This is a genomic window from Sphingomonas sp. (genome assembly GCF_019242355.1).
Lineage (GTDB): Bacteria > Pseudomonadota > Alphaproteobacteria > Sphingomonadales > Sphingomonadaceae > Sphingomicrobium.
This window is the reverse complement of the sequence record NZ_JAFAVR010000013.1, coordinates 1-25328: the sequence shown is the minus strand read 5'-3', so window position 1 is coordinate 25328 and position 25328 is coordinate 1. Positions and strand designations below refer to the sequence as shown.

Sequence of the window (25328 nt, the reverse complement as noted above, 5' to 3'; positions counted from 1 at the left end):
CAAGCTGTCGCGATCTGTTGCGGAAGCCTCGCGTCATAAGTGGCGATGTCGATCGTCGTGTCGTTCGGATAAGTCAGATCGATCTTCGTCACCGATGTCGGGTCACCCCATTCGCTCAGCGGCCAGGACCACGAGCGGCGATGAGTTCTCGTTATCTTCGCTTCGGAAGGGTCCAGCTTCAACTCGCCTTTGCTGCATGCCATTTGGAAGGCAGTGAACGCTGCCTGGCTCGGCGTCAGGCCGGCTAATACCGGAGCGAGAAACAGCGAGAGCATTCTAGCCGTCCTAAGCCAAGCTTCCGTCGATCTGCTTGCAGGCCGCCAGCAGCTCCTTGACCGCGTCGACGCTGACCTGGAAGTTGGCCTTGGCCTCGTCCTTGAGCTCGATCTCGACGATGCGCTCGACGCCGCCGGCGCCGATCACGACCGGAACGCCGACGTAGAGATTGTCGACGCCATATTGCCCAGTGAGGTTCGCAGCCGCTGGGAGGACGCGCTTCTTGTCCTTCAAATAGCTCTCGGCCATCGCGATGGCGCTAGTCGCGGGGGCGTAGAAGGCGGAGCCGGTCTTCAGCAGCGCGACAATCTCGCCGCCGCCGCCGCGCGTGCGCTTGACGATGGCGTCGACCTTGTCCTGCGTCGTCCAGCCCATCTTGACGAGGTCGGGGATCGGAATTCCGGCGACGGTCGAATATTCGACGACCGGGACCATCGTGTCGCCGTGGCCGCCGAGAACGAAGGCGGTGACGTCCTCTACGCTGACGCTGAACTCCTCGGCGAGGAAGTGGCGGAAGCGGGCGCTGTCGAGGACGCCGGCCATGCCGACGACCATGTTGTGCGGAAGGCCGGAGAATTCGCGAAGCGCCCACACCATCGCGTCGAGCGGGTTGGTGATGCAGATGACGAAGGCGTTGGGAGCATTCGCCTTGATGCCCTCGCCGACCGCCTTCATCACGTTCAGGTTGGTCTTCAAAAGGTCGTCGCGGCTCATGCCCGGCTTGCGCGGGATTCCGGCGGTGACGATGCAGACGTCCGCCCCGGCGATGTCGGCGTAGTTGGACGTGCCCTTGAGCTTGGCGTCGAAGTCGTCGACCGGGCCGGCCTGGGCGATGTCGAGCGCCTTGCCCTCGGGAACGCCCTCGACCACGTCGAAGAGGACGATGTCGCCAAGCTCGCGCATTGCCGCGAGGTGAGCCAGGGTGCCGCCGATCATTCCGGCGCCGATGAGCGCGATTTTCTTCCGAGCCATGAGCCGGGTCTGAGCCTTTCCGTGTTTGTCTGCAGCGGCGGCCGGGGATGGGAGTCGCCGCTTGTCGAGCGCGGCGCCCGATTAGCGAGGTGACCTTCATGCCGCAACCGCGGGGAAGCCGCGGCGGCCAAGATTAAATGGGTGTAACCTTCGGCGAAGCGCGCAACTGCGCTCGCGCCCGGCTCGTTTGCAAACTGTCCGAAGATTTATTGGAGAGGATTCATGATCAAGACCATCCTGGCGCTGGGCGCAGCCGCCGTTGCCATGAGCTCGGTGCCTGCCGAAGCGCGCCATTGCCATGCCTGGCGACACGGTCACTGCGTTGCCTGGAACAACGGCTGGCATCGCGGTTGGCACCGGGACAGGGACGGCGCCTGGAACGTCGGCTATCGCTTCGCGCCGAACTACGCCTGGACCGACTACAGCACGCTGCCGCAGCCGGTCGTCACCCGGTACCACCTGAACCACGACTGGCGCTATGTGAACCAGAATGGGCACATCTACGTCGTCAACCCGCATTCCTATCGCGTGACGCGCGTCATCGCCGTTCCCTGATCGACGTCACAGCATCTTGGAAGGCCGTCCGGCGATGCCGGGCGGCCTTCATGCTGGGAGGTAACCAATCGAGCCGGGGAACGTTGGCTGACGAGGACCCTCTGAAAGGACGACCAGATGAAAGCGATTTTCCTGCTCGCCGGCGCCACAGTGCTCGCGATTGGCGGCCCGGCGGCGGCGCGTGAGAAGCACGACCACCGTCACAACCAGCAGCGCGCGCACCAGCATGCACGCCATTGGGAGGGGCGTGCCGAGCACCATCGGCGAGACCGCGACCGCCACGACTATCGTCACGATCACGACCGGCATCGCGGCCATGACTGGCATCGCCATCACGCCCGGTTCGCTCGCGGCCAGCGATACCATCCGGGATACGCCGTCTACTACAGCTACGGTCGCATTCCGTGGCGAGTTCGGCACCAATATCGGCTGAGCGATCGGTATCGATATTATTACAGCGACGGCTACATCTATGCCGTCGATCCCAGAACCATGCTGATCGAGCAGGTGATCGGCGCACTGCTCCGCTAGACGCCGGCGAGGCCGCGGCGATCGGCGCCGCGGCCGGTCCTGCCGAAGTTTCACGACTTTTGAAAAGCCTGCCGACGCGTGCTAGCGGCTCGCCCCAAGCAAGGAGCATTCAGCTTGGCCGAATTCACGCTTCCCAAGAACAGCAGGATCACCAAGGGCCGCCAGCACCCCGCCGAGGCGGGCAAGCGGCTGAAGACGTTCAAGATCTACCGCTACGACCCCGACAGCGGCGCCAACCCGCGCTACGATCGCTTCACGATCGACCTGGACAAGACGGGACCGATGGTCCTCGACGCGCTCATCAAGATCAAGAACGAGATCGACCCGACCCTGACCTTCCGCCGCTCGTGCCGCGAGGGCATCTGCGGATCGTGCTCGATGAACATGGCTGGCCGCAATGGCCTCGCCTGCACGACCGCCATCGCCGACATCAAGGGCGAGGTTCAGATTACGCCGCTGCCCCACATGGAAGTGGTCAAGGACCTCGTCCCAGACCTGACCCACGCCTATGCCCAATATGCGTCGATCCAGCCGTGGTTGAAATCCGCGACCCCGGCGCCGTCGCGAGAGCGGCTGCAGTCACCGGAGGACAGGGCCAGGCTCGACGGCCTCTACGAGTGCATCCTGTGCTTCTGCTGCTCCACGAGCTGTCCGAGCTATTGGTGGAACGCGGACAAGTTCCTTGGCCCCGCGATCCTGCTCCAGGCTTATCGCTGGCTCGCCGACAGCCGCGACGAAGCGACCGGCGACCGGCTCGACAATCTCGAGGATCCGTTCCGCCTCTATCGCTGCCACACGATCATGAACTGCGCCAACGTGTGTCCCAAGGGACTGAACCCGGCGAAGGCGATCGCGGAAACCAAGAAGCTCATTGCCGAACGGACGGCGTGAGCGAGCAGCATGAGGCCTCTTCCGAGTTGATGGAGGATGTCGGGCTTCCGGTCGGCGCGACGCCGGATGCCGAACACGAGGGCTGGTTCAGCTGGGGCGACTTCCCGCGCGGCAGCTTCGCCGCGGCGACCGGGCGGCTGCTGTTCAGGCCGGATGGAGAGGGCCGCGCCCGCACTCGCATCTTCCCAACCGACCAACTCACGAACATGGGCGGCTCGATCCATGGCGGCGCGGTGATGAGCTTCATCGACATGTCGCTGTTCGCTGGCGGCCTGTGCGCCGGGATGCAGCGCGGGCACTACGTGACCCTGGACCTCACGACACATTTCCTTGCGCGCGGCCGCCCAGGGCCCCCGCTCGAGGCCGAGGTCGAGCTGGTCCGCCAGACCCGCAGCCTGGCCTTCATGCAGGGCGTGGTCCGGCAGGACGGAGAGCCCTGCTACAGCTTCGCCGGCACGCTGAAGCGCATCCGCGAACGCAACCCTTCGGCATGACCGGGCCGGTCAGGGCCGCTTACGACCGGCTGCTGAAAGCGGGCGAGCTCAAGCCTGATGCGGCCCAGCAACAGGCGGTTGGCGCGCTCGACCGGCTGGCAGCTTGCCTGCACGACCAGCCCGGACTGTTCTCACGCCTGTTCGGCTCGGGCGGCAGGGGACCTGCCGGCGTCTATCTCTGGGGCGGGGTCGGACGTGGCAAGTCGATGCTGATGGACTTGGCCTTCGCCCATATCGACGTCGAGCCCAAGCGCCGGGTGCACTTCCACGAGTTCATGCTCGAGACCCACGAGCGCCTCCGCAAGGCCCGCGAGAGCGAGGCCGGAGACCCGATCGAACCGGTCGCCGAGCAGATCGCCGTCGAGGCGAAGCTGCTCTGCTTCGACGAGATGCAGGTCACCAACCCGGCCGACGCGATGATCCTGTCGCGGCTGTTCGGGAAGCTCCTGGAGGAAGGCGTCAGGGTCGTCACCACCTCCAACCGGCCGCCGCGCGACCTCTACAAGGACGGGCTCAACCGCGAGCTGTTCCTGCCTTTCATCGAGCTGATCGAGAAACGGATGCTTGTCGCCGAGGTCAATGGCGCAACCGACTACCGGCTCGAGCGGCTGACCGGCGTCGACGTCTGGCACGTTCCCAATGGCCCCGAGGCAACCACGGCGCTGAGCGAAGCTTTTTTCCAGCTGACCGATTATCCGGTCGAGGACCGCGCCAAGGTGCCAGCCGAGGAGATCGACGTCGGCGGCGGGCGGATGCTGCACGTGCCCAAGAGCCTGAAGGGCGTCGCCGTCTTCTCGTTCAAGCGCCTGTGCGGAGAGGCTCGGGGAGCCGCCGATTATCTCGCCATTGCGCGGCGCTATCACACGATCATCATCGTCGGCATTCCGGTCATGAGCCGGGATATGCGCAACGAGGCGGCGCGCTTCGTCACCCTCATCGACGCGCTATACGAGCATAACGTCAAGCTGCTCGCCGCTGCCGACTCCGAGCCTGAGGGTCTCTATCCCGCGGGCGACGGCAGCTTCGAGTTTCAGCGCACCGCGAGCCGGCTCGAAGAGATGCGCAGCGCCGACTATCTGGCGCGTGGACACGGGAAGGTCTAGCCTCCGCCCGGAGCAGAGAGGGGGCTTTCATGATTGTCACGACCACGGAGAATGTCGCCGGTCACAAGACCGTCGAGGCGCTCGGCCAGGTCTTCGGAGTCGTGGTCCGAAGCCGAAGCATCGGCGGCAACCTCGCGGCTGCGATCCGATCGATCGGCGGCGGCGAGATCAAGGAATATACGGCGCTGGTCGAGGAAACGCGCCGCCACGCCATCGATCGGCTGGTCACCAACGCCACCGCGATGGGCGCCAATGCGGTGGTGATGATGCGCTTCGATTCCGGCGAGATCGGCCAGACCATGAGCGAAGTCGTCGCCTACGGGACCGCGGTGCGGGTCGAAACGGAATGAGCGGCGACTGGCGGCCGTGGGCGACGACCGCCAGCGTTCTGGTGCTGGTGGCAGGGCTCGCGCTGTGGTTCACCGTCCACAACCCGATGATCCTGATCATCGGCGTCCTCGCGCTGATCACGAGTCTGGTCGAGCGCGCCTACGGAGCGCCCTCACGCCGCCCGACCGGCGCCCGCCTCCGCCCGACGGACGAGCGCTTCGTCGATCCCGAGACCGGTCAGATCGTCACGGTCTGGTTCGATCCCGCGACCGGCGAGCGCCGCTATGTCGCCGATGCGGAGCCGAAGTAGAGGCCGCGGCCGGAAGGCAATCTTCGCTCCTTGACGATGAACCGTGCGCCGCTAGCGTTGCGCCGAACTCGTCCCATAGGAGCCTCGATGCGCTTTCTCGCTTTTGCCCTGGCGGCTGTTGTCTCCACCACCGCCGCGGCCGCCGTCGACCCGCGCACCGTGCCCTCGCAGCTCGACCCCGTCTGGCAGGCCAGGACCCGCGCCGTGTTCAAGCAGGCAATCGAGATTCCGTCGGTTCACAACCGCGGCCAAGTGCCGGCCGTTGCCAAGCTGCTTGCCGACCAGTTCCGCGCCGCCGGGATCCCCGACTCCGACATCCACTTCATGCCCTATGAGGGGCTGCCCGGCGACAAGACCGAGGCGCTGATCGTCCGCTGGCGATCGCCCCACGCGACGAAGAAGCCGATGCTGATCCTCGGCCACATGGATGTTGTCGAGGCCAAGCGATCCGACTGGAAATACGACCCGTTCGTGTTCCGCGAGGAAGGCGGCTATTTCTACGGCCGCGGCACCAGCGACATGAAGAACGGCGACGTCGCAACCATGATGGGCGCGGTCAAGCTGATGTCCGAAGGATTCAAGCCCGACCGCGACGTGATCTTCTTCTACAGCGGCGACGAGGAAACCGAAGGCCGCGGCGCGACACTTGGCGCAAGCACCTGGCGCAACCTCACCGACGCCGAGTTCGGGCTCAATGCCGACGGCGGCTGCGCCTCCTACGATGCGAACTTCCGGCCCCTGGGCTGCGGCATCTCGATCGCCGAGAAGACCTTCCAGACCTACCTGTTCACGACCCACAACCCCGGCGGGCACAGCAGCCGTCCGCGTCCCGACAATGCGATCTACGATCTCGCGGACGCGCTGGAGAAGCTACGCAAATATCGGTTCCAGCCGACGTTGAACCCCGCCAATCGCGGCTATTTCGAGGAGCGGGCCCGCGAGGAAGGCGGCAGCGCGCTCGGCAATTCCATCCGCGCCTGGCTCGCGAACCCGAATGACGGCAAGGACGCCGACATCGTCGAGGCGAGCCCGATCGATCTTGGGCTGACGCGCACCCGCTGCGTGGCGACCATGCTGTCGGGCGGCCACGCCGACAATGCCCTTCCTCAAAGCGCGACGGCGACCGTCAATTGCCGGATCATGCCCGGCGTCCAGCCCGTCGCGGTGCAGGCCGAGCTGCAGAAGATGGCAGGACCTAAGGTCGAGGTGCGGCCGGACCCCAACTATATTGGCGTGCCGACCCCCTCATCGCCGCTGCGGCCGGACGTCCTCAATGCGGTGACCGCCGCGATCCAGCACTTCCACGGCCCGCAAATGCACGTATTCCCGGTCATGCAGGCCGGGGCCAGCGACGGCTCGTTCTTCCGGGCCAAGGGCATTCCCGTGTACGACGTCGACGGCAGCTGGGGCATTTCGCCGCTGGACGACCGCGCGCACGGGCTCGATGAGCGCCTTCCGGTGAGCGCGATGTACGACGACGTGCTGCACTGGGAGATGCTGATCAAGGCCCTCGCGAGTTAAACGTCAGGCTGCGGCTTTCGCAGCCTCCAGCACCTCCTGCGCGTGGCCGGGTACCTTCACCTTGCGCCACGCCTTGAGAACGCGGCCGTCCGCGCCGATCAGATAGGTTGCGCGCTCCATCCCCATGTATTTGCGGCCGTACATGGACTTCTGAACCCAGGTGCCGAACGCGTCGGAGATGCGGCCATCCTCGTCGGACACCAGCGGCACCTCGAGCGCATATTTGTCGATGAACTTCTCGTGCTTCTTCATCGGATCGCGGGAGACCCCGAGAACGGTGACGCCGGCGTTGGCGAAGTCGCTGGCAAGAGCGGTGAAGTCCTGCGCCTCGCGAGTGCAGGCCGAGGTGTCATCCTTGGGGTAGAAATATAGGACCAGCGGCCGGCCGGGCGACGATAGGTCAAGGCTGCTGCCATTGCTTGCCGTTGCGACGATCGCTGGTACCGTATCGCCTTCGCCGATCATTTCAGCCCTCCCTCACCTGCCGCCAGAGTTGGGCGATCCTCTGCCGCGCCGCGGTGTGAGCTTCAAGCAGCGAGTCCCAATCGCGACGGCCGCACAGGCTCGCGACCAGCGGCCTTGAGCGGTCGGGCGGCTCGTTGCTGCCGGGCGCAACGAGGCGCATTACGACCAGCATCCGGCTGAGCAGCCGCAAGTCCGCGTCGAAGCCCACATCCATTAGCCCCGCGGCAGCGAGACCCGCGATCGCATATTCGAGACGCGGGTCGAGCCCGACGCCGTGGATCAGCTGCAGCGTGTGCACCGCGAACTCGAGATCGACGAGCCCGCCTTCGCCGAGCTTGATGTCGAGCGGTCCGGACGGCGGCTTGTGGCGCGCCATCTCGGCCCGCATCCCGGCGGCATCGGTCCGGACCTTCGACGGGTCGCGAGGCAGCCGGAGGATAGTCTCGATACCGGTCTCGAGCGCTTCCTTCCGACCCGGTGAGGCGTGGATCGGCCGCGCTCGGCAGAGCGCCATATGCTCCCAGGTCCAGGCCTCGCCGCGCTGATAGTCGAGGAAGCCCTGAAGCGAGACCGCAAGCATGCCCTGCGCGCCCTGCGGGCGAAGCCGGGTGTCGATATCGTAGAGCGGGCCCGAGGCGGTGGGGACGCTGAGCGCAGCGCTGACCCGGTTGGCGAGGCGGTTGTAGTAATCGGTCGCCGTCAGTTGCCGGGCACCATCGGACATCGCACCGCCGGGCGCGTCGTAGAGATAGATGATGTCGAGGTCGGACGCGTGAGTGAGAGCTCGCCCGCCGAGCCGGCCCAAAGCCAGGATCATCAGCTCGCCGCCATCGATCCAGCCGTGCGTGCGGGCAAACTCCTCCGCGGCTGCGCCGGCGAGGGCGACCACCGTCCCCTCCGCGACATTGCTGTAGCCGAGCGCGAGGTCGAGCGGATCGGCGTGCCCCGAGATCAGCTGCACGCCGAGCGCGAACCGGCGCTCGTTGATCACATGCCGGGCGCGGTCGAGCGCGCGGTCATAGCTTTCGGCAGCCATGCTCGACCTGAGCCGATCAGCCATTGCATCCGGCTCGGGCCGAAGAGCGAAGCTGGATTCGTCGATGAGCCCGTCAAGGAGATCCGGGCGCCTGCCGAGCATGTCCGCTAGCGGCGGCGCGTAGGTCAGGATGAGGGCGAGCCGCTCGGCCAATGGTGGCCGCGCCTCGAGCAGCCGATAGAGGTTGATCCCGCTCGACAGCTTCTCGACGATATCGCTGAATCGATTGAGGGCGCGCTCCGGGTCCGGCCCGGCGGCAACCGCTCGCAGCAGCCCGGGCAGCATCGCTTCGAACGCAGTGCGCGCCGGCGGGGAGCGCAGCGACCGCGCCTTTCCCGAACGCCAGTCGGCGATCCGCCGGACCGCTGGTTCAGCGTCTGCGAAACCGAGCGCACGCAGTTCATCCTCCAGGAGAGCCGGGTCGTTGGACAAACGCCCCTCGCGATCCGGAGCAAGCGAATCGAACAAGGCTTCCGCACGCTCGACGTGAGGGTGCAGCAGCTCGATCAGCGCCTGGCCGTCCGTCACGCCGCACAGGCCGGCAAGCGCGTCGAGCGACTCCCATTGCTGCGGCAGGAGATGGGTTTGTGCATCCTCGACCATCTGCACGCGATGCTCGACGGTCCGGAGCAGGCGATAGGTTTCGGCCAGAGCCGCCGCGTCGTCCCGGTCGAGACGACCGGCGTGTTCCAGTGCGGCCAGCGCGTCGATCGTCGCCGGTGCGCGCACCGCGGGCTCTCGGCCGCCGTGGATCATTTGCTGGATCTGCGTGAAGAACTCGACCTCGCGAATGCCGCCGCGGCCGCGCTTCAGGTCGTAACCGGGGCCGAGCCGCGCTCCTTGCGCATAATGGTCACGGATTCGGGCCGAAATCTCGCGGATTTCCTCGATCACGCCGAAGTCGAGCGAGCGGCGCCAGACGAATGGCTGGATGGCGCCGAGGAAGCGTTCGCCAAGCGCGATGTCACCCGCGCAGGCGCGTGCGCGGATGAAGGCGGCGCGTTCCCACGACAGGGCGCTCGATTCATAATGAGAGATCGCGGCATTGACCGACAGGGCGATCGGCGTGACCTCGGCCGAGGGTCTCAGTCTCAGGTCGACGCGCGCAACGTAGCCGTCGGCCGTGCGCTTCTGCAGGATCTCGATGATCCGACGACCGATCCGGACGGCGGCCTCGGACGCTTCGTCGCGCGGACGCCGGGCGAGACGGTCCGGGTCGAACAGCAGCAGCAGGTCAACGTCGGAGGAATAATTGAGCTCGTGGCTGCCGAGCTTGCCCATGGCGATCACGGCGAAGCCCTTGCTTGACGCCCCCGGGATCCGCTCCTCGATGGCCGTCGCGACCGCACGATCGATGGCCTGGTCGGCAAAGTCCGACAGCAGCCTCGTCACCTGCTCCAGAGATAGCTCGCCGGCAAGATCGCCTAGCGCGACCCCAAGCGCCAGCCCCTGGCGCCGCCGGCGAAGCTCCGCATCGACGCCGGGCGCCTGCGCGGCGAGGGCGGCCTCCACGGCTGCTTGGGCGCCATGATCGAGGAAGGCAGCGGCAACGCCCGGAACCGCATCGATCGCTGCCCGAAGGAACGGTGAATATCGCTGCGCTCGCGTAAGCGCTTCGTGTCGATCGAGGGCGGGAGGCGGCGTCACGGTCACGGCCCTCCCTCATTGCCGAAAATACGGCAGCAGGAAACTTCCCGCGGCCGTCGGTCGTTTCCGGAGGAAATGAAGTTTGAACGTCAGTCCGTTGCCCGCACAGAGATGGATTCGATGGATCGCCAGATGATCCGGGTCGATCTCGTGCCGACGCATGCCGGCATCACAGCCGCGCTCCGCCGTGCCTTCGAGGCGGCGGCCACGGAGCCTTGCGATCGCGATTTCGCGGACTTGCTGCGCCGCCTGAACTGACCGGCGGCCACTGCGACCGCCTGGGTAACGCCTAATTGTGGTCGCGGCTGAGGTCGTCGACTTCGCCCATGATCGACTGAAGAGCCGACTTGTCCGGGTCCGTCTTGTACTGGCGGCGCGACGGCAGCTTGCCGCTCGACAGCAGCTGTTCCAGCGCGACCCGGCCGCGAGCGACGCGGCTCTTGATCGTTCCGACCGCGCAACCGCAGATTTCCGCCGCCTCCTCATAAGCGAAGCCGCCGGCACCGACGAGGATCAGCGCCTCGCGTTGCGGCTGCGGCAGATGGAGAAGCGCCCGCTGCATGTCGGCCAGTTCGACGTGCCGATCCTGACTCGCCGGTGCCGCCAGGATTTTGGAGGCCGTGATGTCGTCCCACTCGCCCTTGAAGCGCGCGCGGCGCATCTGGCTGAGGAACAGGTTGCGCAGGATGATGAAGGTCCAGGCGCGCATGTTGGTGCCGGCCTGGAAGCGCTTGCGCGCCGCCCAGGCCTTCAGGAGCGTCTCCTGCACGAGATCGTCGGCAAGGTCGCGGCTTCCCGACAGGGAGCGGCCGAACGCGCGCAGATGGGGGATGACCGAGGCGAGCTGCTCCTTGAACTCGGGGTCCGAGAGCGGAACCGGCTCCGGCCGAATCTCCTCCGGGCCTTCCTCTGTGTCCTCGTCGCTCAAAATACACCCCACCCTTCAAGCAGCCCGCCGATGCCGGGCCGCTGCTAAACCGACGATGAACAGCGATCGCTACGAAAGATAGTGTTCAGGAGCGCATAACCAAGACGATGATTATAAACGCCACGATGACCAGCAACGTCCCGAAGATGAGGACGTTACGGGCAACGCCGGGAGTCGACCCCGCTCTTGCTTCGGTGGTCGTCTCCACCACCGGGGCTTCGGATTGACGCTGCTCGGCCATTATCTTCCCGTCACGAAATCTTCTGTTCCATCGGCCAACGCCCCGATTCCAGCGGTGTTCCGCCGCGATCAGCCGGCGGGAACCGTCGCCGCATCGAAGAACAGGGCCTGCGCAATCGCCGCCTTCACCGTCGATCGCTGGAACGGCTTGGTGATGAGGAAGGTCGGCTCGGGTCGAGTCCCGGTCAGCAACCGCTCCGGGAAGGCGGTGATGAAGATCACGGGCACCGAGAATTCGGCGAGGATATCGCGCACGGCATCGATCCCGCTCGAATCGTCGGCGAGCTGGATGTCGGCGAGGACCAGTCCCGGAGGGCTCTGCCGCGCCTGGGCTACCGCTTCGTCACGCGTGACCGCAACGCCGGTGACATTGTGGCCGAGGTCGCGGACGATGGTCTCGATATCCATGGCGATGATCGGCTCGTCCTCGATGATGAGAACGTCGGCGAGCGTCTGGCGCTCGATCTCGTCGAGTGCCTCGGCGACCAGGGAATCGACGTCGCTCGGGCTGGCGCCGATCAGGTAGGCGGTGTCCTCGGACGAGAAGCCCTCGAGCGAGGTCAGGAGCAGCGCCTGCCGCGACAGCGGAGTGATTCTCGAAAGACGGGCATGCGCAATGCTCTCGGCGCCGGCGAGGCTGCGCGAGGGTTCCTCACCTTCCTCGATATTCGCGGTCGACCAGATGGCGTGAAAGGTCTTGTAGAGCCCCAGGCGGGGATCGACGTCGCGCGGGAACTCGTCCGGCTTGGCGACGATCGCCTCTAGGGTTGCGCGCACGAATGCATCGCCGTGGGTCTGGCTCCCGGTCAGCGCGCGAGCGTAGCGACGCAGAAACGGCAAATGCGGAGCGAGTTCCTGGCCAAGCGACATGAGTGAAATCTCTCCCTGGAATTGGTTTGCGGCGTCAATGACGGCGCACCCGGATTGTTGCAACCCTGGAAGGATCGTTCGGCGCCTGGCTGTCTTGCGCCCCCCAGAGAAGTGAATTGCGTCTGGAACAAAGGACCGGCGATTTGGTTTCCCCGTCCGGGCCGGCAAGCTGCGATGCGTGAGGTACCGCGGCGGTCGGCTTTCCGCGTATCGGCTCCGGACGGGCGCGAGAATGGGCGTTGCGCGTTCGGTGCAGCTTTGTATGACGCGCCGTTGCCCGCGCGAGGGGGGACGAGAGGTTGAGTGGCAAGGATCGAGGCAAGCCGGACCGGGCGCGACAAATGGATACGCCCAAGGTCCCAGCGAGTCCCGAAAAGAAAGGTCGCAAGCAGCGCCCCGCCGATGTCGGGCGCGCGTTGCGTACTGTCTATGACGACACTCTGCGCGAAAGCGTCCCGAACGAATTCCTGGACCTGCTCGGCAAGCTCAGCTGAAACTGCGCGTCACTTGGGTTTCCAGGTGCTGACTGCCCAATGCTGAGCCGCGAATGCTGACGGCGCTAAGCAGACGCTTCGAGGGCCTGCCCACTGCGGCCAAGCTCCTGCTGATCCTCACCGCGGTACTCCTGCCGATCGGAATTGCACTCACCTGGTTTGCCGGCAACGGGATTCGGCAGGCCAACGGTGCGCTCGTCGGCCGAGTTCAGGACCAGGAGCGTATCGCTGCCGGTAACGTCGAAAGCCTGATCGCCCGCAACGCGCTAGCGCTCCGAATCGCGGCCAACGGGGCGCTTGCCGACGGGCAGGACGGAGCATGCGAGCGAGCCCTGCGATCGCTGGCGATTGCGCCAGCCGTGTCGCATCGTTTCGAGATCGAGACGGCGGATGGCAGACGGCTGTGCTCCGGCGGGGATATCGGCGACAGCACCGCCTTGCCGCTGGTTGCTCCGGGAGACATCCGGGTCAGCATCGATGCGGCGAATGACGGGGTCGCTGTCCGCACTGGCGTCATCGGCGGCATGGCGACTGCCATCATCCCGATTGCCGAATTGCGCACGGCCGGGCTCCAGACCGGGATGATCCAGTCGCTCGTCCTGTCGGAGGACGGCCGCGAGCTTCGAGTGCTCGGCCCGGCGCCAAGCAGCAGCATGTCGGTCACGAACTGGCCGATCGCGGGCGGCAGCATCGTTGCCCGGGTCGGGACCGCGGTCGAGCGGATCAGTACGGCCGATCGCCTTGTCCTCCTACTGCCGGTGCTGATGTGGATCCTCGCTGCGCTGGTGACCTGGCTGCTGGTCACGAGGCTGCTGATCCGGCCGCTACGTCACCTGCAAGGCGCAGTCAGCGAGTATGAGCCAGGACGCGAGCTGCACCTGCCGCACAAGTTCGGCCCGTCTCGCGAAATCCAGGAACTGAGCGCATCCTTTGGACGCGCCACCGCCAGGGTGGACGAATCGGAGCGCGACATGGCGGCCGCGCTGGACGGGCAACGGCGGCTCGTCCGCGAGGTTCATCACCGGGTGAAGAACAACCTGCAGGTTGTCGCGTCGCTGCTCAACATTCACGGCCGCTCGGCGGGAACGCCCGACGCGCGAGCGGCCTATGCGGGCATTGGGCGGCGCGTTGGGGCGCTGTCGATCGTCCATCGCAACCATTTCGCGGAGATGGAGGAAAATCGCGGAATCGGCCTTCGCACCTTGTTGAACGAGCTAACGTCCGAGCTTCGCGCAAGCGCTCCGGAATCGGCCCGGGGGCTCGAGATCGAGCTTGCGGTGGACGGCGTTTTCACGACCCAGGATGTCGGCGTCGCGGTCGCCTTCCTGGTGACAGAGATCATCGAGTTCGCAATGCTTCGCTGCCCCGATGAGCCGGTCGAGGTCACGCTGCGCCGGGCGAGCGAACTGACGGCCCGGCTGTCGATCAGCAGCCCGGTACTCGTTCCCGACGAGGAAGGCGACGCCGTGAAGGCGCAGTTCGAGCGTGTCGTCGGCGGCCTCGCCAAGCAGCTGCGCTCGCCATTGGACCGCCGCTTCGGCCGATACAGTGTTGATCTTCCGGTGTTTCCCGACCGGCAATAGCGCCGCTTTCGTTACGCCCGCGGCCAAAAAAATGTTTCAGGTGGCGGGAGATAAGCGGAACTCATCGCGAAAATGCTGCGTTGTGCACCTCGGATAGTGACCTTTTGCCCCCCCGCTCTCGCTATCCGATCAAATGGGCCCGGAACCGCCAACCCTCCCCCCCCCCGGTGGCGCTTCCGGGCCCTCTCTTGTCTGGGCCTCCTCAACAACCGCCGAGTTTGAGCCAACTGCACCGGACCGCGCGGCACGGCGGGCCGCACGCCAGTGGGTGATGCGGATCGCCAGGATCGCGAATTCGTACAGCCCGTAGAGCGGCACCATCAGCATCATCATCGACAAGGCATCGGGCGGCGTCAGAATGCCGGCGACGATCGCCGACGCGACGATCGCGTAGCGCCGTGAGCGCGCGAGCTGTTCGCGCGTGATGATTCCGGCACGCTCCAGGATCATCAGCAGGATCGGCAGCAGAAAGGCGAGGCCGAAGCCGAACAGGAAATGGGTGACGAGGTCCAGGTAATTGGCGACGCCCGGAAGTGCTTCCTGCTGAATGCCCCCGACATTGCCCTGGAAGCTCAGCAGGAAGTGCAGCGCCCAGGGCATCGCGACGAAATAGGCAAAGCAGGCGCCGGCAGCGAAGAAAACGGGCGTCGCCAGCAGGAACGGCAGGAACGCGTTCTTTTCCTTCGCGTACAGCCCCGGCGCCACGAACCGCCACAATTGCGTGGCGATGACCGGGAAACTCAGCATCAGCGCCGCGAAAAGGGCCACTTTCACCTGCGTGAAGAAGGCCTCGAACACGTCGGTGTAGATCAATTTGCCCTGGCCCGCGCGAAGCAGGGGCTGGACGAGGATCGCGAAGATTTCGCGAGCGAAATGGTAGCAGATGACGAAGGCAACGACGAGCGTTACCAGGCACCATAGAAGACGGCGCCTGAGCTCGATCAGATGCTCGAGCAACGGCTGTTTGGTGTCGTCGATGTCCTTCACGGCAGGGGCCGCTGCTCGACCGGGACCCGATCGGCGGCCTGAGTCTCGTCGAACGGCAACGACGGCTCCGCGCTTTCGACTGCAGCCGGCGGCTCGGGCGGCGGCGGTTCAGCAACCGGCGGCGCCTCGCGGACGGGCGGCATTGTATCGGGAGCACCCGGCTCCGGATAATGCGCCTCGGGCGGATGCTGGCGCATGATCCGCTCATTGTCCTCGCGCCACTTGCGCTCAAGCTCCTCGAGCTCGGCCTCGCGGACCATGTTCTCGATGCCCGACGTGAAGTGCCGCGCCATTCCGCGCACGCGCCCGACCCAATAGCCGACGGTGCGCATCACTCTCGGCAGTTCCTTGGGGCCGATGAAGATGAGCGCGAGCACCGCGATGATCGCGATCTCGGCGGAGTCGAAGCCGAACATGGCGGAGCGGGCTTAGCGGATTTCGTCGTCTCGCGCGGGCGGTGGCGAAGCGACGGGATCGGCGGCCCGCGGAGTGACGTCGATCGGCTCCTGCGGCCGGACCTGGTCGCGCGGAAGCTGGCGCGGCGGCTCGTTGCGGCGCTGCTCGTCGTACCGGCGGTCGCGATCATAGTCGCGGCGCTTGTCCTCGTCCTCGTCGGACATGCCCTGCTTGAAGCTTTTCAGGCCCTTGGCGACGTCGCCCATCATCGACGAGAAGCGATTGCCGCCGAAGAGAAGCAGCAAGATGATCGCGAGGATGAGGATATGCCAGATGCTGAGACCGCCCATGGGGAAACTCCTTTGGCGGCTATTTAGACGTCCTCGTCTCCGCTTTCCAGTTGAAGCTGGAGAAGCGCGTCGTCGAGGGGATCGAGCAGGCCGGCGGCCTTGAGGTCGTCGATGCCGGGCAGGTCGCGGCGCGAGCCAAGCCCGAAATGCGTCAGGAATTCCTGCGTCGTCGCATAAAGGAGCGGCCGGCCCGGACCCTCTCGGCGGCCCGCGGGCCTGACCCAACCCGCCTCCATCAGCACGTCGAGCGTGCCCTTGGAGATCTGGACGCCGCGCACCGCCTCGATCTCGGCGCGGCTGACCGGCTCATGATAGGCGATGATCGCGAGGGTCTCGGTCGCCGCGCGCGACAGTCGCCGCGGCTCCTCGCGCGTACGGCGAAGGAGATGCGCCAGGTCCGGGGCGGTCTGGAAATGCCAGCGCCCGCCGCGCTCGACCAGCTCGATCCCGCGGCCCTCGTAGTGCGTTTTGAGCGTCGCCAGCGCGGCCGCGACCTCGCCCTCGCCGACATGCTCAGCCAGCTCGTCGACCGTTAGCGACGAGGCGGACGCGAATAATGTCGCCTCGATCGCGCGGACCAGCTCATCCATCAGGCAGCGACCTTGACCCGGATGGGGGCAAAGGCCTCTTCCTGGGCGATATCGAGCCGGCCGCGCCGCGCCAGCTCAAGTGCCGCGACGAAGCTCGACGCCAGTGCCGAGCGGCGGAACTTCGGATCCTGGCTGGACGGAAGGAATGTCTCGAGGAACGTCCAGTCGAGGGCCTGGCCGATCATCCGCTCGACGCGCTCGATCGCTTCTTCCAGGGTCATCACGGCGCGGGCGTGAACGACGTGCATTGCGGGCGCGGTGCGCGCGCGGACTGCGCCGTACGCTGCGAACAGATCGAAGTCGCGGAGTTGCCAGGCGGCTCGCCGAACCAGCCGCAGCCCCTCCGGATTGCCGCGCAGGAACACGTCCCGGCCGATCCGGTCGCGGCCGAGCAGCCGGGCTCCGGCATCGCGCATCGCATCCAGCCGCTGCAGCCGAAGCTGCAGGCGCATGGCGATCTCTTCGGGGCTCGGGTCCTGCTGCGGGTCCTTGGGCAACAGCAGGCAGGATTTGAGGTAGGCGAGCCATGCCGCCATGACCAGATAGTCGGCCGCGATCTCCAGCTTCAGCGCGCGGGCCTCGCTGAGATAGGTCAGGTACTGCTCGACCAGCTCGAGGATCGAGATCTGCGCAAGGTCGACCTTCTGCGCCCGAGCGAGGTTCAGGAGAAGGTCGAGCGGCCCCTCCCAGCCGTCCAGGGATAGAGTCAGCTCGTCGGACTGGCGAAGCGGCAGCTCCTCGAAGTCGTCCTCGTCCACGGAGCCGGAGACTAACCGTCAGCCGCGGCGCTGCGAAGGCCGCCGCACAGTCATTTGTGGATAACTTAGCGCGCCGACGACGGCCGGCGACGAAGCGCCGGCTTTTTCAGGCAAGCGCAAGCAGCGTGTCGCGCTTAGCCAGCGATTCCGCGAGGTCCGGACCGTCGCCGTCGACCATCGTGCCCGCCATTGCCCTTGCGAGCCGTTCCGCGCCCTCGGGCGACAGATCGCCAACCGCCTTTGCGACCTCGATATTGTCGGCGAGCACGCCGTTGCACGGCAGAGCGACATCGCAGCCGGCAGCGACACATGCCGCCGCCCGCTCGCCCTGGCTGCCGGTCAAGGCTCCCATGTTGCTGTCGTCGCTCATGAGAAAACCGTCGAAGCCGATCCGGTGCCGAATGATGTCAGCGATCACCGTGGGCGATTGGCTTGCGGGACGATCCGTGTCCCAGGCCGTGTAGAGGACGTGCGCCGCCATTCCCATCGTCGCGTGGGACAGGCGCTCGAATGGCTCGAGGTCGACCTCGAGCTCCTCGGCGCTCGCGGTGACGACGGGCAGCTCCTTGTGACTGTCGACCAGGGCGCGGCCGTGGCCGGGGAGATGCTTGATCACGCCGACAACGCCGGCCGAGGCCATGCCGTCGAGCATCGCGCGGCCGAGCGCCGCGACCTGCATCGGGTCGGACCCCAGGGCGCGGTCGCCGATGATGTCGCTGGCGCCGGGCTGGCGGACGTCAAGCATCGGGAGGCAGTTCACGTTGATGCCACTGGCGCGAAGGGTGAGTGCAATTGCCCGGGCGTTGGAGCGCGCCGCCTCGATCGCCGACATGGGTGCGATCGCGTAGAGCTGCGCGAACCGCTCGGCGGCGGGAAACGCGGGCCATTCCGGCGGGCGCATCCGGACCACGCGCCCCCCTTCCTGGTCGATCAGGATTGGAACGTTGTCGTTGCCCGCAATCTCGCGCAGTGACTGGGTCAGCCGGAGCGTCTGCTCTGCCGTCTCGCAATTGCGGCGGAACAGGATGAAGCCGACCGGCTGGGCGGAGCGGAAGAAGATGCGCTCGTCGCGGGAAAGCTCGGTCCCCGCGAGCCCATAGATCGCCGCCTGGGTCACCGCCTGCCCGACCCTCGCTGGTTCACTGGGCGACGAAGCAATTCTCGCCCGCTCCCTTGAGCGTGTCGCACACTTGCTTCGCGTCGGCGGGCGATGCGGCGCCGGCGCGGAGACGGATGCCGCCCGGGAACGGCACGATCATCTTGTTGAGTGCGGCGACGGAGCCGAAGCGGGTCGAGAGCGCGGTCCAGGCCCGCTCCGCCTGCGCGCGGTTCTGGAAGGCGCCGAGCTGAACGATGCTGCCGGTCCCGCCGGTGGCCTTGGGCTGCGGGGTTGCGACCGGCTGGGCGGGCGCTTCGGGCACGGTCGCTGCGGGCTGGCCGGGCTGCGGCTTTGGCGGCGCCGGCGGCGGTCCGCCTTCGGCCTGCGGCACCTTGCTCATATCGAGCTGAGCGTCCGTATCCTGGCCGGCACTGGTCTCAAATGCGGTCTCGCTCTCGCCCGCGATGTCGAGCCCGCCAGGATTGGGCGGTCGCACCTTGTAAGGTGTGGGGTCGGCCTTGATGAGCTCTGGCGGCCCGCTCACTTCCGCGCCGCGGCGGCCGATCCAGAAAAAGGCGACCCCGACCAGCACCACCGCGAGCACAACCACACCGAGCGCGGCCAGCATCTTGCGGGCGGACACGCCGCGCGGCTCGTCCTCGTCGTCAACCGACTGAAGCCACGGCAATTGCTCTTCATATGACGAGCGCTGATCGCTCAAATCGCGACCTCGCTACCCTCACCGCCAAGGCCGATGACGACGCAGCTCTGCGCAATCATCCGCATCCGCTGGCACAGCACGGTCGAATGGGCCTGAGAGGTCGTGCCCATCTGTAGCCGGTAATAAACCTCGCCGTCGCGCAGCGAACGGACTGGGACCACCAGCGCCGGCAGATGTTCGAGCGCGGGGTTGACGTGGGTGATCGCCGACCAGCCCTTCTTCGCTTCGTGAGTGCTGGCGAAGGCGCCGACCCGGATGAGACGGCCAGACGCACCATCGACCACGTGGACCGGCCACAGCTGCGGAATGATGTGCATCGGCCCGTCATCAGAGGAGGAATCAGCGAGCTTCGGCGCCGACGGGCTGTCCGTCACCGCGGCGACGACGCGCTTGACGCTAAGCCGCTGCACGGACGGCGCATGGACGGCCTTGGGCTCCGGAATGGCGATCGGGGCGGCGACGACGGGCTCGATCGGCTCGGTCCGCTGCGGCAACGGCGGCGGCAGCACCGGCCGCGCCTGCGGCAATGGCACGGTCGCCGAGGGGAGCGTCGGTTCGGGCTGGAACGCCGCCGGCGTCGCGAGATGAAATACGGCGATGCCGAGCCAGTATGCAGCCGCGGCGACGATCAGGATCGCTGCGAAGGCCGAGGGCAGGACACGGCTCCTGCCCTTGCGAACGCGAGGCTCGTCGGCGAGCCACGGCAACCTGTCCAGGCCGACCACCCCTTCGGCTTCGGTCATCGTCAGCGCATCTCCTCGGTGGCCGCAACGCCCATCAGGGCAAGGCCGCTACGGATAATTTGCCCGATCGCAAAAGCCAGTTCCAGCCGCGCGCGAGAAAGTTGTGGATTGTTTTCAACGAGGAAACGGCGTCCGGGATCGTCGTTACCGCGGTTCCAGAGGGCATGGAACTCGGCCGCGAGATCATAGAGATAGAAAGCAATCCGATGCGGCTCGTGCGCAAGCGCGGCGCTCTCCAGGATGCGCGGATATTGCGCGGCGCGCCGGACGAGATTCAGCTCCTCGTCGTCGAGAAGCGCCAAGTCGGCCGGCGCCCCCACATCGACGCCCGCGTCCGCGGCCTTGCGCCTGAGCGAGCTGATCCTCGCATGGGCGTATTGGACATAAAAGACCGGATTGTCCTTCGACGCCTCGACAACCTTCGTGAAATCGAAGTCGAGCGGCGCATCCGCCCGGCGGGTCAGCATCATGAAACGGACCACGTCCTTGCCGACCTCGCCGACCACATCGGCAAGCGTGATGAAGTCCCCGGCGCGCTTCGACATCTTGACCGGCTCACCGGCGCGGAACAGCCGCACCATCTGCACCAGCTTGACGTCGAGATCGACGCGACCGTCGGTCAGCGCCGTGACCGCGGCCTGCACGCGCTTGACGGTACCGGCATGGTCCGCGCCCCAGATGTTGACGAGATGGTCGGCGTTCTCCGCCTTCTGCAGGTGGTAGGCGGCGTCGGCGCCGAAATAGGTCCAGCTGCCGTCCGACTTCTTGAGCGGCCGATCCTGGTCGTCGCCGAACTGGCTCGACCGGAACAAGGTCAGCTCGACGGGCTCCCATTCGTCGTGCGGGTCGAGGCTCTTGGGACGATCGAGCGCACCCTCGTAGACGAGGCCCTTGCCGCGCAGCACGTCGGCCGCGCGTTCGACCGCGCCGGTCCGCTGGGTCTCCGCCTCGGACGCGAACAGGTCGTGATGGATGCCGAGTAGCCCGAGGTCATGCCGGATAAGGTCGAGCATCGCCGCGATCGCCGCCTCGCGAAACAGCGGGAGCCACTCGGCCTCCGGCGCATGAGCATATTTCCCGCCATGCTCCGAGGCGAGAAGAACACCGACCGGTTTCAGGTATTCGCCAGGGTACATGCCGTCGGGGATGTCGCCGACATCCTCGCCGAGCGCTTCGCGATATCGCAAGTGCACCGAGCGGGCGAGCGTATCGACCTGGCCGCCGGCATCGTTGACGTAATATTCCTTCGTCACCCGGAATCCCGCCGCCTCGAGCAGCCGCGCCAGGCTGTCGCCGACGACCGCCCCGCGGCAATGGCCCATATGCAGCGGTCCCGTCGGATTGGCGGAAACATATTCGACATTGACCCGCTGGCCCGCGCCCGCCCGGGACAACCCATAGCCCTCGCCCTCACGAAGTATGGAGCGAAGCTCGTCACGCCAGGAGTCCGGTTGCAGCCGGAGGTTGAGGAAGCCGGGGCCGGCAACCTCGACCGACGTCACGGTCGGGAGCGCTTCGAGCTTCGGCTTGATAGCTTCGGCAAGCGCCCTCGGATTGGTGCGCGCCGACTTCGCAAGCACCATTGCAGCGTTGGTGGCGAGGTCGCCATGCGACGGGTCCCGGGGCGGCTCGACGGTGACGTTGCGGCGATCGAGACCGTCCGGCAGCACGCCGTCGAGAACAAGTTCGTCGAGGACTCCGTCGAGTAGCGAGGAATATTGGGCGTAAAGCGACATCGCGCGGCCTCTAGCGTGCAACGGCGCGGGCGTCACCCGTCAGGGGTCAGAAGCGGTCACGGGCGAGCTCGACCGGGCCGACCAGCTCTTCGTGGCGGGCGATTGCGAAGCGGTCGGTCATTCCGGCGATGAAGTCGCCGACGGTGCGAAGCTGCTGAGTTCGTTCCCCGGCCCCGCGCCACGCATCGGGCAACAGGCCGGCGTCGGCCCGGTAGCCGGCGGCGAGGTTCGAAACGACGCGCTGGGCCTCCTCGCGCACCTGGTCCAGCTGGGGCGAGCCGTAGAGCCTTGCATAGAGGGTGCGCTTGAGCGCGCGCTCCTCGGCAGCGAAACCGTCCGAGAAGCCGATCAGCGCACGGCCGGCGAAACGCACATCGTCGAGCGTTTCCACGCCTGATTCCGCGATCCGCCGCCGGGTCTCGGCAAGAACATCGCCGACCATGGCGCCGATCATGTCGCGAACCAGCGCGCGTTGCCGCTTGTCGGGCGCAACGCCGGGATATCGTTCCTCGATCGCTTCCCAGTGACGAGCGACCATCGGTACTTGGAGCAGATCGTCGAACTGCAGGATGCCGGAGCGGAGCCCGTCGTCGATGTCGTGATTGTCATAGGCAATGTCGTCCGCGATCGCCGCGACCTGGGCCTCGAGGCTCGGCCAGCTGCCGAGTTCCAGCGGCCACTCGGCATCCGCTTCCGCCGTCGCCCAGGTGGGCGCTGTCACCGGACCGTTGTGCTTGGCGAGGCCTTCGAGCATCTCCCAGCTGAGATTGAGGCCGTCGAACCCTGGATAAGGCGTTTCGAGACGGGTCACGAGCCGAATGGCGTGAGCGTTGTGGTCGAAGCCGCCGGCGTCGGCGAGAGCGGAATCGAGCGCTTCCTCGCCGGCGTGGCCGAACGGGGGATGACCGAGGTCATGGGCCAGACACAAGGCCTCGGTGAGATCCTCGTTAAGGCCAAGCGCGCGGGCGATCGTCCGGCCGATCTGGGCGACTTCGAGGCTGTGGGTCAGGCGAACCCGGTAATGGTCGCCGTCGGGCGCGACGAACACCTGGGTCTTGTGGCGCAGGCGGCGGAAGGCAACCGAATGGACGATCCGGTCGCGGTCGCGCTGGAAGATGTCCCGGGGGCCGCGCGGACCCGACTTGCCCTCGTCATGAAGCCGCCCGCGCGATTGCGATGGTTGGGCGGCGAGCGCGTCAGCTGGCGTCATCGAGCGGCACGATGGTGTCGCCCGGGCTGTTCGTCCAGCTGAAAGCGTTGATGTTGATCTGCTCGAGGTCGTCGGCGAAGGTCCGGGCGTCGCCGGTGCTGTGGAAGGGTCCGATCAACAGCCGCGAGCGGTCGGGCGAGCTCGATACATAGCCGCGAATGCCCTCGAAGACATCAGGGCCGCGCGACTTCATCCGACGGAACTCGGCCGGGAACGACGCAGGATCGGTCCCGCTCGCAAGCTGCAGCCAGATGCGCGGCGCGGTACTCGTTGCCGTCGTCCTCGCAACCGGGAGGTTATAGGCAATCCGCGGGGCGGGTGGTGGCGGCAACTGGGCGACTGGCGGGGATGCGGGCGCGGCGGGCGCCGGTGAGGCTCGCAGCAACTCGTCGATACCCGCGAGGCGATCCGTGGTCGGAACTGAGCTGCGAGCAGGGGCGGTGCTGTAGGCCGGCACCGGGTAGGACCTCGACGGAGCAGCAGAGGCCAGGCTGGCGCCTGACGAATCCGGGAAGATCCCAAGGTTGACCGCGGCGGCCTTCTGAGCAGGCTGGAGACCGGCGAGCCTCTGCAGGAACGGGCCGGCACTGGACCAGCTGCCGGGCATTGCCGCGTCGGTCGCGGCCATCGCGCCACTGGTGTCACCGGTAAGGGCGAGAACGAAGGCGCGGGCCCGGCCGCTCGCCGGATCGCGGTTGGCGGCAAGTGGAGCAAGGGTTTGCAACGCGCCGGAGCGGTCGCCGCTAATCGCGAGACTGAGCGCAAGCCGGCGCCGCGCCTCATTGGCGTCAGGGCTGCTCAACGCCGCCCGATAGTCGGCCTGGGCCTGGGTCTGCATGCCCATGAGGTCATAGGCGAGGCCGCGGTCCGCACCGATGCTGGCGGCGGTCGCGCCCAGCTGCAGGGCGCGGGTGAAATAGGGCATCGCAGCCCGGGCATCGCCATTGGCGACGGCAACCGCCCCCATTCCCGCCTGAGGCAGCGGGCTGCGGGGGTTCACCTCGTCGGCCCTCGCGAAGAAGCCGGCCGCAGCGGAGGGATCGCCGACCGCGACGGCCGACTTGCCGGCGCAGATCAGCGATGTGAAGTCGGTCGGGTTGGAAGCCAGGGTCCGGACGCAGCGCTCGAGCACAGCATCTGGAGTCTCGGGCTGCGGCGCGGAATAGCCGTAGGCCTGCTGAACCATGGCGGCCGAGCCCGGCGCGGCAAGTCCAAGGCACAGGCCGACGGCCGCCGCCAAGCGTATCAAGAGACTGGATTTTCCCCGCATCACTCTCCCATTAGGCGAAGAGTTTCTTGCGCGAACCTTGCCCTAAGCGGGCTTTACGGCGAGCCGTGCAGGCGGGCCGATGAGCCGGGCCCCGCCAGCTACGGAGCTATTGGTTGCTCTGGCGGTTCAGGAAGCGCGGGATGTCGATGCCCGACTCACCCGTCGTGCGACCTTCGTCGTCCGTCGGGTCGAGCTGCGCCTTGGGAGCGCCGCGAGCGATGTTCGACATACGCTCGAACAGGGTGCCACCGCCCGAGCCGCTCCCGGTCGTTGCGCCGGCCGCTGCCGCTGGAAGGGGAGCGATGTCCTCGTCCGCCGGCGGAGCGATCGGCGGCCTGCCGACCGGTTGCGTCAGGATGTCGTCGCTGTCGAGCACAAGCTCATCATCGCCCTCACCGGACGCCGTCTCCGGAAGCGCCTCGTCCTGGTCGAGCGAAGGCGCTGTCTGCGGCGCGCTCTTGGTGATGGGAGAGCTCGTCTTCGGGAAGCTGAACACCTTGGCAGGGGCCGGCTGGGCCGAGGCATCGGCCTCGATTCCGGTGGCAACGACCGACACGCGGATCTTGCCGCCGAGATCGTTATTGAACGCGGAGCCCCAGATGATGTTTGCGTCCGGGTCGACCAGCTCCTTGATGTGGCTGGCGGCCTCGTCGACCTCCATCAGGCGCATGTCCTCGCCGCCGGTGATCGAGATGATCACGCCCTTGGCGCCGCGCATCGACACGCCGTCGAGCAGCGGGTTGGAGATGGCCTTTTCGGCCGCTTCGATGGCGCGCATGTCGCCGTCGGCCTCGCCGGTGCCCATCATCGCCTTGCCCATCTCACTCATCACCGAGCGGACGTCGGCGAAGTCGAGGTTGATGAGGCCGGGCATGACCATCAGGTCGGTGATGCCGCGAACGCCTTGCTGGAGGACCTCGTCGGCCATTTCAAACGCCTGCTTGAAGGTCGTGTCCGAATTGGCGAGGCGGAACAGGTTCTGGTTGGGAATGACGATCAGGGTATCGACCGCCTTCTGCAACTCGCTGATGCCCAAGTCGGCGACCCGCATTCGGCGCTGGCCCTCGAAATGGAAGGGCTTGGTGACGACGCCGACGGTGAGGATGCCCATGTCGCGCGCCGTGGAGGCGATGACCGGCGCCGCGCCCGTTCCCGTGCCGCCGCCCATCCCAGCCGTCACGAACACCATGTGAGCGCCAGCAAGCTGATCGCGGATTTCGTC

At 66.6% G+C, this 25328-nt stretch carries 29 protein-coding genes and 1 pseudogene; 11 read left to right on the top strand and 19 right to left on the bottom strand.

What is annotated here, in order from left to right; genetic code table 11:
• Both JOZ79_RS00610 and mdh read right to left on the bottom strand, forming a co-directional pair.
• A partial coding sequence (locus JOZ79_RS00610; RefSeq protein WP_294069160.1) for a hypothetical protein occupies positions 1-275 on the bottom strand: 275 nt, incomplete at its 3' end.
• 10 nt (positions 276-285) lie between these two features.
• Entirely contained in the window at positions 286-1248 is a 963-nt protein-coding gene (mdh, locus tag JOZ79_RS00605; RefSeq protein ID WP_294069157.1) for a malate dehydrogenase, read from the bottom strand.
• Between the two features lie 222 nt (positions 1249-1470).
• On the opposite strand from mdh, the gene JOZ79_RS00600 reads away from it, so the two are divergent.
• The 8 genes from JOZ79_RS00600 to JOZ79_RS00565 all read left to right on the top strand — a co-directional run bounded on the left by JOZ79_RS00600 (position 1471) and on the right by JOZ79_RS00565 (position 6983).
• Positions 1471-1803, top strand: coding sequence for a hypothetical protein (locus tag JOZ79_RS00600; protein ID WP_294069154.1), 333 nt, complete (start codon positions 1471-1473; stop codon positions 1801-1803).
• 117 nt (positions 1804-1920) lie between these two features.
• A complete protein-coding gene (locus tag JOZ79_RS00595) occupies positions 1921-2334 on the top strand; it encodes a hypothetical protein (RefSeq protein ID WP_294069152.1) in 414 nt (137 codons plus the stop codon).
• Between the two features lie 114 nt (positions 2335-2448).
• Positions 2449-3225: a succinate dehydrogenase iron-sulfur subunit gene (locus tag JOZ79_RS00590; protein ID WP_294069150.1), complete on the top strand. Its 777-nt coding sequence runs from the start codon at positions 2449-2451 to the stop codon at positions 3223-3225.
• Complete coding sequence (locus tag JOZ79_RS00585; RefSeq protein ID WP_294069147.1) at positions 3222-3719, top strand: PaaI family thioesterase; 498 nt, start codon at positions 3222-3224, stop codon at positions 3717-3719. The genes JOZ79_RS00590 and JOZ79_RS00585 overlap by 4 nt, the downstream gene beginning before the upstream one ends.
• Positions 3716-4822 carry a cell division protein ZapE gene (gene zapE / locus JOZ79_RS00580; protein ID WP_294069144.1) on the top strand — a complete coding sequence of 369 codons (1107 nt, stop codon included), beginning with the start codon at positions 3716-3718 and terminating at the stop codon, positions 4820-4822. Before JOZ79_RS00585 ends, zapE begins: the two co-directional genes overlap by 4 nt.
• 29 nt (positions 4823-4851) lie before the next feature.
• Positions 4852-5172: a YbjQ family protein gene (locus tag JOZ79_RS00575; RefSeq protein ID WP_294069141.1), complete on the top strand. Its 321-nt coding sequence runs from the start codon at positions 4852-4854 to the stop codon at positions 5170-5172.
• On the top strand, positions 5169-5462 hold the full coding sequence (locus JOZ79_RS00570; protein ID WP_294069138.1) for a hypothetical protein: 294 nt from the start codon (positions 5169-5171) through the stop codon (positions 5460-5462). Before JOZ79_RS00575 ends, JOZ79_RS00570 begins: the two co-directional genes overlap by 4 nt.
• An 87-nt stretch (positions 5463-5549) precedes the next feature.
• Positions 5550-6983, top strand: a complete 1434-nt coding sequence (locus JOZ79_RS00565; protein WP_294069135.1) for a M20/M25/M40 family metallo-hydrolase — start codon at positions 5550-5552, stop codon at positions 6981-6983.
• A gap of 3 nt (positions 6984-6986) precedes the next feature.
• Here JOZ79_RS00565 and JOZ79_RS00560 read toward each other — a convergent pair whose 3' ends face one another.
• On the bottom strand, positions 6987-7448 hold the full coding sequence (locus JOZ79_RS00560; protein ID WP_294069132.1) for a peroxiredoxin: 462 nt from the start codon (positions 7446-7448) through the stop codon (positions 6987-6989).
• A 1-nt stretch (position 7449) separates the two neighbouring features.
• Positions 7450-10137: a bifunctional [glutamine synthetase] adenylyltransferase/[glutamine synthetase]-adenylyl-L-tyrosine phosphorylase gene (locus tag JOZ79_RS00555; RefSeq protein WP_294069129.1), complete on the bottom strand. Its 2688-nt coding sequence runs from the start codon at positions 10135-10137 to the stop codon at positions 7450-7452.
• A gap of 69 nt (positions 10138-10206) precedes the next feature.
• On the opposite strand from JOZ79_RS00555, the gene JOZ79_RS00550 reads away from it, so the two are divergent.
• Positions 10207-10389, top strand: coding sequence for a hypothetical protein (locus JOZ79_RS00550; protein WP_294069126.1), 183 nt, complete (start codon positions 10207-10209; stop codon positions 10387-10389).
• A gap of 31 nt (positions 10390-10420) precedes the next feature.
• On the opposite strand, the gene JOZ79_RS00545 is transcribed toward JOZ79_RS00550, so the two are convergent.
• The 3 genes from JOZ79_RS00545 to JOZ79_RS00535 all read right to left on the bottom strand — a co-directional run bounded on the left by JOZ79_RS00545 (position 10421) and on the right by JOZ79_RS00535 (position 12169).
• On the bottom strand, positions 10421-11059 hold the full coding sequence (locus tag JOZ79_RS00545; protein WP_294069122.1) for a sigma-70 family RNA polymerase sigma factor: 639 nt from the start codon (positions 11057-11059) through the stop codon (positions 10421-10423).
• 85 nt (positions 11060-11144) lie between these two features.
• Positions 11145-11300, bottom strand: a complete 156-nt coding sequence (locus tag JOZ79_RS00540; protein ID WP_294069119.1) for a hypothetical protein — start codon at positions 11298-11300, stop codon at positions 11145-11147.
• A gap of 68 nt (positions 11301-11368) precedes the next feature.
• The gene (locus tag JOZ79_RS00535) at positions 11369-12169 is read right to left on the bottom strand and encodes a response regulator (protein ID WP_294069115.1); all 801 of its coding nucleotides are present in this window, start codon (positions 12167-12169) and stop codon (positions 11369-11371) included.
• 341 nt (positions 12170-12510) lie between these two features.
• Here JOZ79_RS00535 and JOZ79_RS00530 point away from each other — a divergent pair, with 341 nt between their 5' ends.
• Positions 12511-12663, top strand: a complete 153-nt coding sequence (locus tag JOZ79_RS00530) for a NepR family anti-sigma factor (RefSeq protein WP_294069112.1) — start codon at positions 12511-12513, stop codon at positions 12661-12663.
• A 53-nt stretch (positions 12664-12716) separates the two neighbouring features.
• The gene (locus JOZ79_RS00525; RefSeq protein WP_294069109.1) at positions 12717-14246 is read left to right on the top strand and encodes a sensor histidine kinase; all 1530 of its coding nucleotides are present in this window, start codon (positions 12717-12719) and stop codon (positions 14244-14246) included.
• 129 nt (positions 14247-14375) lie between these two features.
• Here the strand turns inward: JOZ79_RS00525 and tatC are convergent, their stop codons facing one another.
• The 12 genes and pseudogenes from tatC to ftsZ form a co-directional block, all read right to left on the bottom strand.
• Positions 14376-15233 (bottom strand): twin-arginine translocase subunit TatC, encoded by an 858-nt coding sequence (tatC, locus tag JOZ79_RS00520; protein WP_294069106.1) that lies wholly within the window; start codon positions 15231-15233, stop codon positions 14376-14378.
• Positions 15230-15649 (bottom strand): twin-arginine translocase TatA/TatE family subunit, encoded by a 420-nt coding sequence (locus JOZ79_RS00515; RefSeq protein WP_294069103.1) that lies wholly within the window; start codon positions 15647-15649, stop codon positions 15230-15232. Before JOZ79_RS00515 ends, tatC begins: the two co-directional genes overlap by 4 nt.
• 186 nt (positions 15650-15835) lie before the next feature.
• Positions 15836-15979 (bottom strand): annotated as a pseudogene (gene tatA / locus JOZ79_RS00510) (twin-arginine translocase TatA/TatE family subunit); the annotation flags it as partial.
• A 23-nt stretch (positions 15980-16002) separates the two neighbouring features.
• The gene (scpB, locus tag JOZ79_RS00505; RefSeq protein ID WP_294069100.1) at positions 16003-16569 is read right to left on the bottom strand and encodes an SMC-Scp complex subunit ScpB; all 567 of its coding nucleotides are present in this window, start codon (positions 16567-16569) and stop codon (positions 16003-16005) included.
• Positions 16569-17327, bottom strand: coding sequence for a ScpA family protein (locus JOZ79_RS00500; RefSeq protein ID WP_294069097.1), 759 nt, complete (start codon positions 17325-17327; stop codon positions 16569-16571). Before JOZ79_RS00500 ends, scpB begins: the two co-directional genes overlap by 1 nt.
• Positions 17328-17433: 106 nt before the next feature.
• Entirely contained in the window at positions 17434-18444 is a 1011-nt protein-coding gene (nagZ, locus tag JOZ79_RS00495; protein WP_294069094.1) for a beta-N-acetylhexosaminidase, read from the bottom strand.
• 22 nt (positions 18445-18466) lie between these two features.
• Positions 18467-19147 (bottom strand): SPOR domain-containing protein, encoded by a 681-nt coding sequence (locus tag JOZ79_RS00490; protein ID WP_294069091.1) that lies wholly within the window; start codon positions 19145-19147, stop codon positions 18467-18469.
• Positions 19144-19890, bottom strand: a complete 747-nt coding sequence (locus JOZ79_RS00485; RefSeq protein WP_294069088.1) for a hypothetical protein — start codon at positions 19888-19890, stop codon at positions 19144-19146. Before JOZ79_RS00485 ends, JOZ79_RS00490 begins: the two co-directional genes overlap by 4 nt.
• 2 nt (positions 19891-19892) lie before the next feature.
• Positions 19893-21626: an arginine--tRNA ligase gene (argS, locus tag JOZ79_RS00480; protein WP_294069085.1), complete on the bottom strand. Its 1734-nt coding sequence runs from the start codon at positions 21624-21626 to the stop codon at positions 19893-19895.
• Positions 21627-21672: 46 nt separating this feature from the next.
• Positions 21673-22836 carry a deoxyguanosinetriphosphate triphosphohydrolase gene (locus tag JOZ79_RS00475; protein ID WP_294069082.1) on the bottom strand — a complete coding sequence of 388 codons (1164 nt, stop codon included), beginning with the start codon at positions 22834-22836 and terminating at the stop codon, positions 21673-21675.
• The gene (locus tag JOZ79_RS00470; protein ID WP_294069079.1) at positions 22823-24085 is read right to left on the bottom strand and encodes a hypothetical protein; all 1263 of its coding nucleotides are present in this window, start codon (positions 24083-24085) and stop codon (positions 22823-22825) included. The genes JOZ79_RS00475 and JOZ79_RS00470 overlap by 14 nt, the downstream gene beginning before the upstream one ends.
• 127 nt (positions 24086-24212) lie before the next feature.
• Positions 24213-25328, bottom strand: a 1116-nt coding sequence (gene ftsZ, locus JOZ79_RS00465; RefSeq protein WP_294069076.1) for a cell division protein FtsZ, incomplete at its 5' end; no start/stop codon positions are given.

Coding starts and splice junctions, on each gene's coding strand:
- mdh (WP_294069157.1), bottom strand. CDS start 1,248: ATGGCTCGGAAGAAAATCGCGCTCATCGGCGCCGGAATGATCGGCGGC.
- JOZ79_RS00600 (WP_294069154.1), top strand. CDS start 1,471: ATGATCAAGACCATCCTGGCGCTGGGCGCAGCCGCCGTTGCCATGAGC.
- JOZ79_RS00595 (WP_294069152.1), top strand. CDS start 1,921: ATGAAAGCGATTTTCCTGCTCGCCGGCGCCACAGTGCTCGCGATTGGC.
- zapE (WP_294069144.1), top strand. CDS start 3,716: ATGACCGGGCCGGTCAGGGCCGCTTACGACCGGCTGCTGAAAGCGGGC.
- JOZ79_RS00575 (WP_294069141.1), top strand. CDS start 4,852: ATGATTGTCACGACCACGGAGAATGTCGCCGGTCACAAGACCGTCGAG.
- JOZ79_RS00570 (WP_294069138.1), top strand. CDS start 5,169: ATGAGCGGCGACTGGCGGCCGTGGGCGACGACCGCCAGCGTTCTGGTG.
- JOZ79_RS00565 (WP_294069135.1), top strand. CDS start 5,550: ATGCGCTTTCTCGCTTTTGCCCTGGCGGCTGTTGTCTCCACCACCGCC.
- JOZ79_RS00560 (WP_294069132.1), bottom strand. CDS start 7,448: ATGATCGGCGAAGGCGATACGGTACCAGCGATCGTCGCAACGGCAAGC.
- JOZ79_RS00550 (WP_294069126.1), top strand. CDS start 10,207: ATGAAGTTTGAACGTCAGTCCGTTGCCCGCACAGAGATGGATTCGATG.
- JOZ79_RS00540 (WP_294069119.1), bottom strand. CDS start 11,300: ATGGCCGAGCAGCGTCAATCCGAAGCCCCGGTGGTGGAGACGACCACC.
- JOZ79_RS00535 (WP_294069115.1), bottom strand. CDS start 12,169: ATGTCGCTTGGCCAGGAACTCGCTCCGCATTTGCCGTTTCTGCGTCGC.
- JOZ79_RS00530 (WP_294069112.1), top strand. CDS start 12,511: ATGGATACGCCCAAGGTCCCAGCGAGTCCCGAAAAGAAAGGTCGCAAG.
- JOZ79_RS00525 (WP_294069109.1), top strand. CDS start 12,717: ATGCTGACGGCGCTAAGCAGACGCTTCGAGGGCCTGCCCACTGCGGCC.
- JOZ79_RS00515 (WP_294069103.1), bottom strand. CDS start 15,649: ATGTTCGGCTTCGACTCCGCCGAGATCGCGATCATCGCGGTGCTCGCG.
- scpB (WP_294069100.1), bottom strand. CDS start 16,569: ATGGATGAGCTGGTCCGCGCGATCGAGGCGACATTATTCGCGTCCGCC.
- JOZ79_RS00485 (WP_294069088.1), bottom strand. CDS start 19,890: ATGACCGAAGCCGAAGGGGTGGTCGGCCTGGACAGGTTGCCGTGGCTC.
- argS (WP_294069085.1), bottom strand. CDS start 21,626: ATGTCGCTTTACGCCCAATATTCCTCGCTACTCGACGGAGTCCTCGAC.
- JOZ79_RS00475 (WP_294069082.1), bottom strand. CDS start 22,836: ATGACGCCAGCTGACGCGCTCGCCGCCCAACCATCGCAATCGCGCGGG.